This is a genomic window from Cedecea neteri (genome assembly GCF_000758305.1).
GTDB classification, from domain to species: Bacteria; Pseudomonadota; Gammaproteobacteria; order Enterobacterales; family Enterobacteriaceae; genus Cedecea; species Cedecea neteri_C.
The window spans coordinates 2,153,031-2,167,253 of the sequence record NZ_CP009458.1 but is presented as its reverse complement, the minus strand read 5'-3'; the positions used below and the strand labels follow the sequence as shown (position 1 = coordinate 2,167,253).

The following is a 14,223-nucleotide window of genomic DNA, read 5'->3' as shown; positions in this document are numbered from 1 at the left end:
ACTATGGATATAAATGAAGCGAATTTTACAGCTAAATAAAATCGTTGGCTTTTTGCTATTCAGAAACCAAAATCAAATACCTGGCACGGCCAGCAGGAGCGCAAAAAAAGGGATAATCTCCCATTGTTTCAGTATGATGAAGGATTCAAGAAACAATCGCTTATCACTCAATAAATATGAGGTTAAAGGGAGACAGGGAGCGGGTGCGATGAGCGGTCAGATTTGCACCGGTTAAAAAAACTATCATGAATGCATAAAATTCTGCCTATAAAAGATGAGGTGGAAATAAAAGTCGGGAAACAGGTTTTGCAGGGAATATTAATCGAATTCATCATGATAACTTTAAGGCACAGGCTATGACTAACACCTCACCAATAAGCGCGACAGCGAAAGCATCGCCCCCGGATGCGGGGAATAAAAAGCGCTTGATATTGCTATTTTTACCTATCCTTATCAGCATCATTATATTACTGCTTCCGGTTCCGGCCGGATTAGAGCCCTACGCATGGCACTTCTTCGCCATCTTCGTCGGCGTGATTGTCGGGCTGATCTTCGAACCCTTACCAGGGGCCGTTATCGGGCTGACGGGCATCGTGGTTATCGCGCTGTTCAGCCAGTGGCTATTGTTTAGCCCGGCCGAGCTGGCAGATCCTAAATTTAAGCTGGCGAGCCAGTCCTTCCAGTGGGCGGTCAGCGGCTTTAGCAACTCCACCGTGTGGCTGATCTTCGGCGCCTTTATGTTTGCCGCCGGCTACGACAAAACGCAGTTTGGCCGCCGTCTGGCGCTGATTCTGGTGAAGTACCTGGGTCGACGCAGCCTGACGCTGGGCTACGCGATCACCTTCGCCGACCTGCTGCTCGCCCCGTTCACTCCGTCTAACACAGCGCGCAGCGGGGGCACCATTTACCCGATTATTGCTAACCTGCCGCCGCTGTATGGCTCTCTGCCCAATGACCCAAGCTCGCGCAGAATTGGCTCTTACCTGATGTGGGTGGCGATCAGCGCCGCCTGTATCACCAGCTCGATGTTCCTCTCCGCACTGGCACCAAACCTGCTGGCGCTGGCGCTGGTGAAAAGCATCATCGGCTTTGAGATCTCCTGGGGCATGTGGTTCCTTGCCTTCCTGCCGCTGGGCGTGCTGTTGATCCTGACCATGCCGCTGCTGGCCTACTGGTTCTATCCGCCGGAAGTGAAGGTGAATGACGAAGTGCCGAAATGGGCCGCCGCAGAGCTGGAAAAGCTGGGCAAACTGTCGCGCAACGAAATCCTGCTGCTGCTGTTCGTGTGTAGCGCCCTGTTGATGTGGATTTTTGCCGCGGCGTGGATTGAACCTGCGATGGCCGCCCTGCTGGTTATCGTGTTGATGCTGTGGACCGGGGTTCTGAACTGGAACGATATCATCAGCAATAAACCAGCCTGGAATACCTTCGCCTGGTTTGCCACCCTGGTGGCGCTGGCCGATGGCCTGGCGCGCGTGGGCTTTATTGCCTGGCTGGGTAAAGAAGGTGCCGCGCTGCTGCACGGCTTCGACCCGCAGGTGTCGGCGGTGATGCTGCTGGTGGCGTTCTACCTGCTGCACTATCTGTTTGCCAGCACCACGGCGCACACCACCGCCCTGCTGCCGGCCACACTGACCATCGCCGCATCCATTCCGGGTATTAATATGCCGGTCTTCTGCCTGATGATGGTGACCTCGCTCGGCGTGATGGGGATCATCACCCCGTACGGCACTGGCCCAAGCCCGATTTACTACGGCAGCGGCTACCTGCCAACCAAAGATTACTGGCGAATGGGTACCATTTTTGGCGCCATCTTCCTTTGTTCATTGATGCTTATCAGCTACCCGTGGATGGTACTGATGTTCTGATGCACAACGTTTGATGCGAAAGCCCCCGGCATAAACCGGGGGCTTTTTTATTTTATGAAGTAGACCATTTGGATAATGATGCCGTAAAGCATGGGCAGCAACATCATGCCCAATAGATTCACCAGGGGAGGAAGCTGGCGAATAAATAAAACCGGGAACATCAGGACAACAACCACAATCCTGATAGGCAAGTTACGCCAATCGCCACGCCTTTGCCAAAGCGCCCATCCTACCGGGATAACAAGGAAGAGCAGGATAACCAGCGCCCGCATCGTTATAGCATCTTTGCCCTGCCATGCGCTCGCCCCACGCCAGACGCTATAAAACGCTATCGCAAGAAGCAGTCCCGACGCCAGCCAGAAAAAAGTATGCACGCATTTGCTTGCCGCTCCTCCGGGTTCAAACCGACGCTCAAGAAATGGATATCCCCAGAGAAAAGTCGCCACGACGCCCAGCATGACGCCAGACTGAAGCGCGGCTTTCGGTGACTCATGGCCCACTAACCAGGCTGTGTATCCCCAGAAAAGTACGGCGATGATGGCTCCCCAGCTTAGTGCCAGGGTTGGTTTTTGCAGCACATCAAGGAGTGAAGGATTAAGGCGCTCCAACAATGCGGGCGACTGCTGGCGTAACTCCCCTACTTGCTTCGCAAGTTGCGACAGCAGATCGGGTATCAGCCTCACCCACCATGAAATCACCATCCCCTTTTCCGTCAGCAAGCGCCATTTCAACTGCCCATAACGACTGCCGCCATATTGCCGAGCCAGATACTGCCAGTAGTTTTCCCGATTCGTTATGTCAATCTGCTGCTCGAGGGCATGCATTAGCCAGTCGGGTAGCTGAGATGAGCGATAGCTGTCAATTTGCCAGTCCATCACCGCTGAAACTTCATTTAACAGGCTGCGGTTGAGCCACTTCTGCTCGCTTAGCGCTTCAGCGAGCATCAGGCTAAACGCATGTCTGGCTTCAAGCGCATCGGGGATTTCATTATCAAGGTAACGGTGCAGTGCCCCCAGTCCCTCAAGCTCATCCTTGATTAACAAGGTCGAAATTGACTGCGCCTGTTCCCAGAGTTCATTTTTGCTCCAGAGTGTTTGTGGCTGAGGTGTCTGCTCCTGCATCAGTTGTCGAACATAATCCACCATAGGCGTAGGCTCGGGTTTATCCGGGAGACTCTCATCTTCGTCGTTCAGAATGACCGCCGAACTGGCATAGCGTTTGGCGCTATCAAACGCCTCGCGCAACGCCTGAAAGCCCTTCGGATCTTTGTCCGGACGCCGCAACTTTAACTCGCGGGCATAAGCCCGGCGGATTTCGCTTTCATCAGTTGTAGGCTCAATGCCCAGCACATCCCATATTGTCGCCATGTTTACAGTCCGTCGTTAAGCTGGTCTAACACCCGGCGCAGTTCATCCCGCGCGGCAGCAATAACACGCAGGTCCTGGCGATCCAGCGCCTGTTCAAACTGCGTAGCGTAATGATCGATAATCTGGCGTCTTTCACCCAAGGTTTGCTCATAGCGTTTTGCCGCTTCGGCAGCCAGCTGGCGATTTTCTGGCACATCCCTGGGATGCTGTTTGAGGGCGTCCAGCTGTTTTAAGCGGTTTGCAATATCTTCAGCACTGAGGGTTCCCGGCGCTTTTTCAATCACCATTGTCGACGCGGTTTGCTCGCCGCTTACCTTACATTCCACTTCCAGAATGCCGTCGAGGGTATAGGTGAAACGCACATCCACGCTAACCTCACCCGCTTTACGGGCCGGGATATTTATCGACATGCTATCCAGCAACAGGTTGTCGCTCACTTTGCGCGACTCCCCCTGGTAGACCTCAATATCGATCTTCCGCTGGTTATCATTTACGGTGCTGAAAGTCTGCATCACACTAACCGGTACGAAGGCGTTGCGTTCAATCAGCGGCGAGAAAAAACCTGCTTCTATTTTGTCCCCATGACTGCGGGCGACTTCGATCCCCAGTGAATAAGGCATCACATCGGTGAGCACCACATCGTCCAGCGCTTTATCTTCCGCGATAAGCCCGGCCTGAACGCCAGCGCCGAGCGCCACCACTTCGTCAGGATTCAGTTCGTTGCGCGGGAAGCGCCCAAACATACGGGTCACCAGTTGGCGAACCAGCGGCATTCTCGTTGCGCCGCCAACCAGAATAACGTGATCGAGTTGCGCAACGTCAAACTGTGCATCCTGTAACGCCTGAACCACTGGTTTTTTCAGCCGGGATAGCAGCGCACTGCAGCACATCTGGAAGGCCTCTTCGGTCAGCTCCCATTCATATGCCTCACTGCCGTACTCCAGCTTCGCAGTGGCTTTTTCCTGACTGCTGAGCTGTTGTTTTAGCGATTCGGCCTGGCGGGTCAGTTCTGCGGCAAACGCTGGATCATCAAGCGTGAGTTGAGAATAATGGCTCAGCATCCACTGACGCAGGGCCTCGGTAAAATCATCGCCGCCCAGCCAGGCATCACCGCTGCTGGCCCGGACTTCAATCACCCCTTCGAACATATCGACGATAGAGACATCAAACGTCCCACCGCCTAAGTCGAAGACCAGAAATTTCTGCTCACGGCTGTCGGCAAGCCCGTAGGCCAGCGCAGCTGCCGTGGGCTCATTAAGAAGACGCTCAACCTCCAGCCCGGCCAGCTGCCCTGCGGCTTTCACCGCTTTGCGTTGGGTATCGTTGAAATAAGCCGGCACGGTAATGGCCGCGCGCGTGACGCTGCAGCCAAGCGCGACTTCGGCATCCGCTTTTAATTTTCTCAGCACTAACGCGGAAAGCTCTTCAGCACGAAATGACTGCTGGCCCAGGGTGAAAACTTTATCGGTACCCATATAGCGCTTGAAACTGGCGACCGTTAGATGAGGATGGCTAACCAGTCGGGCCTTTGCTGCCTCGCCAACCAGCAGGTGCCCTTCGTCATCCAGCCCGACCACGGAAGGCGTTAAACGCTCACCGTTACGGCCCAGGATTAACTCAGCTCCCGCGTCACTAAACCAGGCCACGGCGCTATTGGACGTGCCGAGATCGATGCCAATAATGGGTGATGTGTGTCCTGTCATTGCCTTATCCCTGAGAAGTGTGATGGATATTCAACGGGTTTAAACCCGCCGAATGCATCAATGTTTTTCATTAAGATGAAGTAATTAATACCGGGCAGTTACTTTTATTGTCTATTAATTACCCAGGTCGTTAAGTGTTACCACCGAGGACTATTTATCGTAATTAAATACAGTTTTCTTTAATTACTTTGTTCAATAAGCATTAAAAGATTATCCTTAACGATTCAGCCCGGTGCGAAATTAATATTTGTTGGAAACATGTGACAAATGCTGCCGCATTGTTAATTAAATGTATTTTAATTTGACTGGTTATACTCATTTTCCCGGACTATTTCCGCCAACATAGGTTTTCGTTATAACCTACGGCCCCGCGCACCAACGCTAGATTTTACAGTTTGTTGCATTCTGTGTGACATCGTCGGCAGAACCCGGTAACACCCTACTGACACTGAGCCATTCATGTTTACAGTAATGTAACCTTCCCGTAAAATGCCGGCACACTTTAAACGACAATAGAGCTCCCTGGAATTGAGGTCGTTAAATGAGACTCAGGAAATACAATAAAAGTTTGGGATGGTTGTCATTAATCGCAGGCGCTTTTTTACTCAGTGGCTGTGATTCTGCACTCCTGGATCCCAAAGGACAGATCGGACTGGAACAACGTTCACTGATACTGACGGCCATCGGCCTGATGTTGATTGTCGTTATCCCTGCAATTGCAATGGCTATCGGTTTTGCCTGGAAATATCGGGCATCTAACAAGGACGCCAAATACAGCCCTAACTGGTCGCACTCGAACAAAGTGGAAGCTGTAGTCTGGACGATTCCTATCCTTATCGTTATCTTCCTCGCGGTACTGACCTGGAAAACCACCCACTCGCTTGAACCTAGCCGCCCGCTGGAACATGAAGCGAAGCCGGTGACCATCGAAGTTATCGCTATGGACTGGAAATGGTTCTTCATCTATCCGGAGCAGGGTATCGCTACGGTGAATGAAATCGCCTTCCCGGCCAATACCCCAGTGGAATTCAAAATCACCTCTAACTCGGTGATGAACTCCTTCTTTATTCCGCGCCTGGGTAGCCAAATCTACGCAATGGCAGGTATGCAGACCAAACTGCACCTGATTGCAGATGAAGCCGGCACCTACGACGGTATTTCGTCAAACTACAGCGGTAAAGGTTTCTCCGGCATGAAGTTCAAGGCTATCGCCACGCCGGACATGGACACCTTTAACCAATGGGTGGCTAAAGCGAAACAGTCTCCAGAAGTCATGAACGATATGGCGACCTACGAGAAACTGGCCGCGCCAAGCGAATACAACAAAGTCGAATACTTCTCCAGTGTTAAACCTGATTTGTTTAAAGACGTTATTAACAAATTTATGGGACACGGGAGCATGCACATGGCCAAGCCGGAAGGTGAACAGGCTTCCCATGACGATATGAAAGGCATGGAAGGTATGGAAGGCATGGACATGAGTCACGCGGAAACCTCTCACTAAGGGGCCGAGGAATAATACGATGTTCGGAAAACTTACACTGGATGCAATCCCGTACCATGAGCCAATTGTCATGGTTACGGTTGCGGCAATCATCGTCGGGGGACTGGCGCTGCTTGCGGCTATCACTTACTTCGGTAAGTGGGAATATTTATGGAAAGAGTGGCTAACCTCCGTTGACCACAAACGCCTCGGCGTGATGTACGTTATTCTTGCTATCGTCATGCTGCTGCGCGGCTTTGCCGATGCAGTAATGATGCGTAGCCAGCAGGTGCTGGCCTCGGCCGGCGAAGCAGGCTTCCTGCCGCCTCACCACTACGATCAGATCTTTACCGCCCACGGCGTTATCATGATCTTCTTCGTGGCGATGCCTTTTGTTATCGGCCTGATGAACATCGTTGTGCCTTTACAGATTGGCGCGCGTGACGTTGCCTTCCCGTTCCTGAACAACCTGAGCTTCTGGTTCACCGTTGTCGGCGTGGTGCTGGTTAACATCTCCCTTGGGGTGGGCGAATTCGCTCAGACCGGCTGGGTGGCTTATCCTCCGCTATCGGGGATTGAGTACAGTCCGGGCGTCGGGGTCGATTACTGGATCTGGAGTCTCCAGCTATCCGGTATCGGTACGACACTGACCGGTATTAACTTCTTCGTGACCATTCTGAACATGCGTACCCCAGGTATGACTATGTTCAAAATGCCGGTGTTTACCTGGGCTTCGCTGTGTACTAACGTACTGATTATCGCCGCGTTCCCAATCTTCACCGTGACCGTCGCGCTGCTGACCCTTGACCGCTACCTTGGCACCCATTTCTTTACCAACGATATGGGTGGCAACATGATGATGTACATCAACCTCATCTGGGCATGGGGCCACCCGGAAGTTTATATCCTGGTGCTGCCGGTGTTTGGTGTGTTCTCTGAGGTGGTTGCAACCTTCTCTAAAAAGCGTCTGTTCGGTTACACCTCTCTGGTGTGGGCGACCATCGCGATTACCGTTCTGTCGTTCATCGTTTGGCTGCACCACTTCTTCACCATGGGCAGCGGGGCGAACGTAAACGCCTTCTTCGGTATTGCCACTATGATTATCGCCATCCCGACCGGGGTGAAGATCTTCAACTGGCTGTTCACCATGTATCAGGGCCGTATCGTCTTTAACTCCGCGATGCTGTGGACCATTGGCTTTATCGTCACCTTCTCTATCGGTGGGATGACCGGTGTTCTGCTGGCGGTACCGGGCGCGGACTTCGTGCTGCACAACAGCCTGTTCCTGATTGCACACTTCCACAACGTTATCATCGGCGGCGTGGTCTTCGGTTGCTTCGCAGGTCTGACCTACTGGTGGCCAAAAGCGTTCGGCTTCACGCTGAACGAAACCTGGGGCAAACGCGCCTTCTGGTTCTGGATTATCGGTTTCTTCGTGGCATTTATGCCGCTGTACGTGCTGGGCTTCATGGGCATGACCCGTCGTCTGAGCCAGCAGATCGATCCACAGTTCCACACCCTGCTGGTTGTTGCAGCCTGTGGTGCGGCGCTGATCGCTCTGGGCATTCTGTGCCAGCTGATTCAGTTCTACGTTTCTATCCGTGACCGCGAGCAGAACCGCGATCTGACCGGTGACCCATGGGGCGGTCGTACGCTGGAGTGGGCAACTTCTTCCCCACCTCCGTTCTATAACTTCGCCCACCTGCCGCACGTTCACGAGCGTGATGCATTCTGGGAGATGAAAGAGAAAGGTGAAGCGTACAAGCAGCCTGCGCACTATGAAGAGATTCATATGCCGCGCAACAGCGCAGCCGGTATCATCATCGCTGCATTCAGCACCGTGTTTGGCTTTGCCATGATCTGGCACATCTGGTGGCTGGCGATTGTTGGCTTTGCCGGCATTGTTATCACCTGGATTGCGAAAAGCTTCGACGAAGATGTGGATTACTATGTTCCGGTGGCTGAAGTCGAAAAACTGGAAAATCAGCATTTCGAAGAACTCACCAAAGCAGGGCTGAAAAATGGCAACTGAGACTGTAAATAACGCCCACGCCGCGGAGCACGGGCACCACGATGCGGGAACCAATAAGGTCTTTGGTTTCTGGATCTACCTGATGAGCGACTGCATTCTGTTCTGTTGCTTGTTCGCGACCTATGCCGTTCTGGTGAACGGCACCGCAGGTGGCCCGGCAGGGAAAGACATCTTTGAACTGCCGTTCGTGGCCGTTGAAACTGCCCTGCTGCTGGTGAGCTCCATCACCTACGGCATGGCGATCATTGCCATGAACAAAGGCAACAAAAGCCAGGTTATCTCCTGGCTGGCGCTGACCTTCCTGTGCGGTGCAGGCTTCGTTGGGATGGAAATCTATGAATTCCATCACCTGATCAAAGAAGGCTTCGGCCCGGATCGCAGCGGCTTCCTGTCAGCGTTCTTCGCGCTGGTCGGTACCCACGGTCTGCACGTAACTTCCGGTCTGGTGTGGATGGCATTCATGATGATTCATGTTTCCCGTCGCGGCCTGACCAGCACCAACCGTGCGCGTCTGATGTGTCTGAGCCTGTTCTGGCACTTCCTTGACGTGGTTTGGATCTGCGTATTCTCTGTAGTCTATCTGATGGGGGCAATGTAATGAGTCATTCAACTGAACATAGCGGCGCCCACCACGGTAGCGTGAAGACCTACATGACAGGTTTTATCCTGTCTATCATCCTGACGGCTATCCCGTTCTGGATTGTAATGGAAGGCACGGCCTCTCACGGCACTATGCTGGCCGTGATCCTGGTGACTGCAGTCGTCCAGATTCTGGTGCACCTCGTGTGCTTCCTGCATCTGAACACCTCTTCGAGTGAGCGCTGGAACCTGGTGGCCTTCGCCTTTACGGTGCTGATTATTGCCATTCTGGTGATTGGCTCGATCTGGATTATGTGGAACCTCAACCTGAACATGATGGTTCACTAAGAGCGGCATGTATGATTAAGCAATACCTGCAAGTAACGAAACCAGGAATTATTTTCGGTAATTTAATTTCTGTCATTGGGGGATTTTTACTGGCCTCGAAGGGCAGCATTAATTACCCACTGTTCCTCTATACGCTGGTTGGCGTGTCACTGGTGGTCGCATCAGGTTGTGTTTACAACAACTTTATCGACCGCGATATCGACCAGAAGATGGAGAGAACGAAAAATCGGGTGCTGGTTAAAGGCCTGATTTCACCGAAAATTTCGCTGGTGTACGCCACCGTGTTGGGTATTGCTGGCTTCATGCTGCTGTGGTTTGGTGCTAATCCGCTGGCGATGTGGCTGGCCGTGATGGGCTTCGTGGTGTATGTCGGGGTATATAGCCTCTACATGAAACGCCACTCGGTCTACGGCACGCTCATTGGCAGCCTGTCCGGTGCGGCTCCTCCGGTTATCGGCTACTGCGCCGTGACCAACGAGTTTGACACCGGCGCCGCTATCCTGCTGGCTATCTTTAGCCTGTGGCAGATGCCGCACTCCTACGCGATTGCCATCTTCCGCTTTAAAGATTACCAGGCCGCTAATATTCCGGTTCTGCCGGTGGTAAAAGGCATTTCCGTCGCCAAGAACCACATCACGCTGTACATCATCGCTTTTGCGGTGGCAACGCTGATGCTTTCTCTTGGCGGCTATGCCGGATACAAATACCTGATCGTCGCCGCGGCGGTCAGCGTCTGGTGGCTGGGCATGGCGCTGCGGGGCTATAAAGTGGAAGACGATAAGGTCTGGGCGCGCAAGCTGTTCATCTTCTCTATCGTGGCCATTACCTCGCTGAGCGTTATGATGTCGGTCGATTTTATGGTGCCAGACTCACATAATCTGCTGACTTACGTCTGGTAAGTCGCGAAAAGCATAAAAGGGCACCTCGGTGCCCTTTTTTATCAGTATCATCAAAGCACCTGCCCTGTAATATCTGCTAAATAACTAACGATTTACCCTCCCCTGCCCTCGCACTACACTAAGGCCGACTTTTTATCTGAGGTGGTAATGAACGATTACAAAATGACGCCCGTCGAGCTGCGTGCGACGTGGGGTTTAGGCACTGTATTTTCCCTGCGTATGCTGGGTATGTTTATGGTATTGCCGGTTCTTACCACCTGGGGTATGGCGCTGCAGGGCGCAAGCGAAGCGCTCATTGGCCTGGCAATCGGGATTTATGGCCTGGCGCAGGCTGTCTTCCAGATCCCTTTCGGCCTGCTTTCTGACCGTATTGGCCGCAAGCCGCTTATCGTTGGCGGGCTGGCCATCTTTGTACTCGGCAGCGTGATTGCCGCTCTGAGCGACTCCATTTGGGGCGTCATTTTAGGCCGTGCGCTGCAGGGTTCTGGCGCAATCGCCGCCGCTGTCATGGCGCTACTCTCCGATCTAACCCGTGAACAGAACCGAACGAAAGCGATGGCGTTTATCGGCGTCAGTTTCGGGGTAACCTTCGCCATCGCGATGGTGCTCGGCCCGATCATTACTCAGGCACTTGGCCTGCAGGCGCTGTTCTGGATGATTGCCGTCTTAGCCACCTGCGGCATTCTGATCACTCTTTGGGTAGTACCTAATACCAAAACGCATGTGCTTAACCGCGAGTCGGGGATGGTCAAAGGCTGCTTCCGCAAAGTGATGATGGAGCCGAAGCTGCTTAAGCTGAATTTCGGCATCATGTGTCTGCATATCATGCTGATGTCCACCTTTGTCGCCCTGCCGGGCCAGCTTGAACAAGCGGGCTTCCCGGCGGCTCAGCACTGGAAAGTCTATCTCTGTACCATGCTGATTTCGTTTGTTTCGGTCGTACCTTTCATTATTTATGCCGAAGTTAAACGCCGCATGAAGCACGTCTTTGTAGGCTGCGTAGCGGTGCTTTTGATTGCCGAGATCGTGCTCTGGGGCGCGGGCCCACACTTCTGGGATCTGGTGATTGGCGTGCAGCTTTTCTTCCTCGCCTTTAACCTGATGGAAGCGATTCTGCCTTCACTTATCAGCAAAGAATCCCCAGCAGGCTACAAAGGCACCGCTATGGGCATCTACTCCACCAGCCAGTTTATTGGCGTGGCCATCGGTGGGTCGCTTGGCGGCTGGCTGAACGGGCTGTTTGATTCGCAAACCGTCTTCCTGGCAGGCGCGGTGCTGGCGATGGTCTGGCTGTTCGTCAGTTGGACAATGCAGGAGCCACCTTACGTCAGCAGCCTGCGTATTGAACTGCCAGAAAGCAGCGCGAACGACGAGCATTTGCGTGAAAGGCTACTGGCTCAGCCGGGCGTGAGTGAAGCGAACATCATTCCGGAAGAACGCAGCGCGTATGTGAAAATCGACAGCAAGCTGACGAACAGATATGAGATTGAGCAGGTGGTTAAAGGGTAGAACATCCCTCACCTGATGCGGTGAGGGATTAAGCAGCGTCCCCTCTCTTTTTAAGGAAAGGGCATAGATCAGTCGCGGAAATTCTTAAACTGGAACGGTTGCCCCAGATTGCCGCCACGAATCAGCGCCATTACAGCCTGTAAATCATCGCGAGCTTTACCCGTCACGCGGATCTCTTCGCCCTGAATCTGGGTCTGAACCTTCAGCTTGCTGTCTTTAATCAGCTTAATGATTTTCTTAGCAACGCTTGCTTCAATACCCTGTTTCAGCTTAGCTTCCACGCTCCAGGTTTTGCCGCTGTGAACAAACTCTTCAGGCACATCAATAGAGCTGCCTTCGATGCCGCGCTTAAGCAGCTTAGCGCGCAGGATATCCAGCAACTGATTTACCTGGAAGTCGGATTCGCTGGCAACTTTGATGGTCTGATTTTTTTCATTCAGCTCAAAGCTTGCCGGTACGTTACGGAAGTCAAAACGGGTCGCCAGCTCGCGCTCGGCGTTCTCTACCGCGTTGTTCACTTCCTGCAGGTCGATTTCAGAAACGATATCAAAAGATGGCATGTGTTTTCTCCCTCTCTGGTTTGCGTTGCATAATACCCGCTGGGCTGCGCAAAACAACCTGTTAAAGAGCCGGAAAGCCGATAACGCTATAATAGAAAGTAAGTTTAGCATTCGCGTAGTGTGCGAATGGGGAGGCAATAATGAAAATCACCGTGCTGGGTTGCGGTGCGCTGGGTCAGCTCTGGTTGACCGCACTTCACAAGCAAGGGCATGAGCTTCAGGGCTGGCTGCGGGTGCCGCAGCCGTATTGCTACGTCAATCTGCTCGATAACACCGATGGCAGCGTCTTTAACGAGTCCTTCACGGCTAACGATCCCGAATTTCTCGCCACCAGCGATCTCCTGCTCGTGACGCTCAAAGCGTGGCAGGTTTCCGATGCCGTGCGCACTTTGGCAGCCCAACTGCCTTCGAGCTGCCCGATATTGCTGCTGCATAACGGAATGGGCACGCTGGATGAGCTAAACGGCCTGCCTCAGCCTTTGTTACTCGGGCTAACCACTCAGGCCGCGAAAAGAGACGGAAACGTGATTGTGCACGTCGCTTCCGGCATAACTCACGTTGGCCCGGGGAACGCTAAAGCCAGCGACTTCAGCTACCTTGCAGATACACTCCATGCCGCGCTGCCCGATGTGGCCTGGCACAACAATATTCAGCCGGCGAGCTGGAACAAACTCGCGGTAAACTGCGTGATAAACCCGCTGACCGCGCTGTACAACTGCACTAACGGCGAGCTGAAGCATCATCCCGATGAGGTGGCCAGCATTTGTGAGGAAGTGGCCCAGGTGATGACGCGCGAGGGTCACCATACCTCACCCGAAAGCCTGCTGGATTATGTCGGACAGGTGATTGAAAGCACGGCTGAAAATACCTCATCGATGCTGCAGGACATCCGCCTGGAGCGCCACACGGAAATTGACTATATCACCGGCTACCTGCTGCGCAGAGCGAGAGCTCACGGCGTCCCTGTGCCGGTGAATGCCCGGCTCTATGAGCAGGTTAAACGTAAGGAGAATGAATATGAGCGCACAAGCGCTGGTCTGCCTGGCACCTGGCACTGAAGAGACCGAAGCAGTTACCACTATCGATTTGCTGGTCCGCGCCGGGATCAAGGTGACAACGGCGAGCGTTGCCCCCGACGGAGACCTGAAAATTGTTTGCTCACGCGGCGTGAAATTACTGGCGGATGCACCACTGGTTGAAGTGGCCGACGGCGATTTTGACATCGTGGTGCTCCCCGGCGGCCTGAAAGGTGCCGAATGCTTCCGCGACAGCCCGCTGTTGGTCGAGACCGTGCGTCAGTTTCATCTGTCGGGCAGAATCGTGGCTGCCATTTGCGCGGCGGCGGGCACTGTTCTGGTCCCGCACGAGCTGTTCCCGATAGGTAACATGACCGGTTTCCCAGGCCTGAAGGACACTATTCCCGAAGGGCAATGGCAGGATAAACGCGTTGTCTGGGATCCGCGAGTTAACCTGCTCACCAGCCAGGGGCCAGGAACCGCGATTGATTTTGCACTGAAGATTATTGATTTGCTGGTGAGCCGCGAAAAGGCTCATGAAGTGTCGCAGCAGTTGGTGCTGGCGGCGGGGATTTATAGCTTCAGGGATTACCAGTAAGGGTCCCTCACCCTAACCCTCTCCCCAAAGGGGCGAGGGAACCAAAACGGTGTACTCCCTCTTCTTTCGAGAAATCGAGCTAACCAGAACTCTCTCCCTTTTGGAAGAGAGCGCTCTCCCCTGAATTCTCCCTCTCCCTTTTAGGAAGAGAGCACTTCCCCTGAATTCTCCCTCTCCCTTTTAGGAAGAGAGCACTTCACCTGAATTCTCCCCCTCCCTTTTAGGGAGAGAGCACTCCCCCCTGAATTCTCCCTCTCCCTT

Annotated in this window: 12 protein-coding genes; 9 read left to right on the top strand and 3 right to left on the bottom strand. The window is 53.4% G+C overall.

What is annotated here, in order from left to right; translation table 11 throughout:
• The first annotated feature begins 356 nt into the window (after positions 1 to 356).
• A complete protein-coding gene (locus LH23_RS10110) occupies positions 357 to 1,868 on the top strand; it encodes an anion permease (RefSeq protein WP_039290774.1) in 1,512 nt (503 codons plus the stop codon).
• A gap of 47 nt (positions 1,869 to 1,915) precedes the next feature.
• On the opposite strand, the gene LH23_RS10105 is transcribed toward LH23_RS10110, so the two are convergent.
• Together LH23_RS10105 and LH23_RS10100 are read right to left on the bottom strand one after the other, a co-directional pair.
• Entirely contained in the window at positions 1,916 to 3,235 is a 1,320-nt protein-coding gene (locus LH23_RS10105) for a J domain-containing protein (RefSeq protein WP_039290773.1), read from the bottom strand.
• A 2-nt stretch (positions 3,236 to 3,237) separates the two neighbouring features.
• The gene (locus LH23_RS10100; protein ID WP_039290771.1) at positions 3,238 to 4,938 is read right to left on the bottom strand and encodes a molecular chaperone HscC; all 1,701 of its coding nucleotides are present in this window, start codon (positions 4,936 to 4,938) and stop codon (positions 3,238 to 3,240) included.
• A gap of 541 nt (positions 4,939 to 5,479) precedes the next feature.
• Between LH23_RS10100 and cyoA the strand changes: the two genes are divergently transcribed.
• From cyoA to LH23_RS10070, 6 genes are all read left to right on the top strand, one after another.
• Positions 5,480 to 6,442 carry a cytochrome o ubiquinol oxidase subunit II gene (cyoA, locus tag LH23_RS10095; protein ID WP_039290768.1) on the top strand — a complete coding sequence of 321 codons (963 nt, stop codon included), beginning with the start codon at positions 5,480 to 5,482 and terminating at the stop codon, positions 6,440 to 6,442.
• A gap of 19 nt (positions 6,443 to 6,461) precedes the next feature.
• Positions 6,462 to 8,453 (top strand): cytochrome o ubiquinol oxidase subunit I, encoded by a 1,992-nt coding sequence (cyoB, locus tag LH23_RS10090; RefSeq protein WP_039290766.1) that lies wholly within the window; start codon positions 6,462 to 6,464, stop codon positions 8,451 to 8,453.
• Positions 8,443 to 9,051 carry a cytochrome o ubiquinol oxidase subunit III gene (locus LH23_RS10085; protein WP_008454595.1) on the top strand — a complete coding sequence of 203 codons (609 nt, stop codon included), beginning with the start codon at positions 8,443 to 8,445 and terminating at the stop codon, positions 9,049 to 9,051. The genes cyoB and LH23_RS10085 overlap by 11 nt, the downstream gene beginning before the upstream one ends.
• A complete protein-coding gene (locus LH23_RS10080; protein ID WP_008454594.1) occupies positions 9,051 to 9,380 on the top strand; it encodes a cytochrome o ubiquinol oxidase subunit IV in 330 nt (109 codons plus the stop codon). The genes LH23_RS10085 and LH23_RS10080 overlap by 1 nt, the downstream gene beginning before the upstream one ends.
• 11 nt (positions 9,381 to 9,391) lie before the next feature.
• Entirely contained in the window at positions 9,392 to 10,279 is an 888-nt protein-coding gene (gene cyoE, locus LH23_RS10075; protein WP_008454592.1) for a heme o synthase, read from the top strand.
• A gap of 147 nt (positions 10,280 to 10,426) precedes the next feature.
• Positions 10,427 to 11,788: an MFS transporter gene (locus tag LH23_RS10070; RefSeq protein WP_039290765.1), complete on the top strand. Its 1,362-nt coding sequence runs from the start codon at positions 10,427 to 10,429 to the stop codon at positions 11,786 to 11,788.
• Positions 11,789 to 11,856: 68 nt separating this feature from the next.
• Here LH23_RS10070 and LH23_RS10065 read toward each other — a convergent pair whose 3' ends face one another.
• A complete protein-coding gene (locus tag LH23_RS10065) occupies positions 11,857 to 12,348 on the bottom strand; it encodes a YajQ family cyclic di-GMP-binding protein (protein WP_008454581.1) in 492 nt (163 codons plus the stop codon).
• Between the two features lie 140 nt (positions 12,349 to 12,488).
• On the opposite strand from LH23_RS10065, the gene panE reads away from it, so the two are divergent.
• Together panE and yajL are read left to right on the top strand one after the other, a co-directional pair.
• Positions 12,489 to 13,406 carry a 2-dehydropantoate 2-reductase gene (gene panE / locus LH23_RS10060; RefSeq protein ID WP_039290763.1) on the top strand — a complete coding sequence of 306 codons (918 nt, stop codon included), beginning with the start codon at positions 12,489 to 12,491 and terminating at the stop codon, positions 13,404 to 13,406.
• Positions 13,366 to 13,962: a protein deglycase YajL gene (yajL, locus tag LH23_RS10055; RefSeq protein WP_008454578.1), complete on the top strand. Its 597-nt coding sequence runs from the start codon at positions 13,366 to 13,368 to the stop codon at positions 13,960 to 13,962. The genes panE and yajL overlap by 41 nt, the downstream gene beginning before the upstream one ends.
• Positions 13,963 to 14,223: the final 261 nt, after the last annotated feature.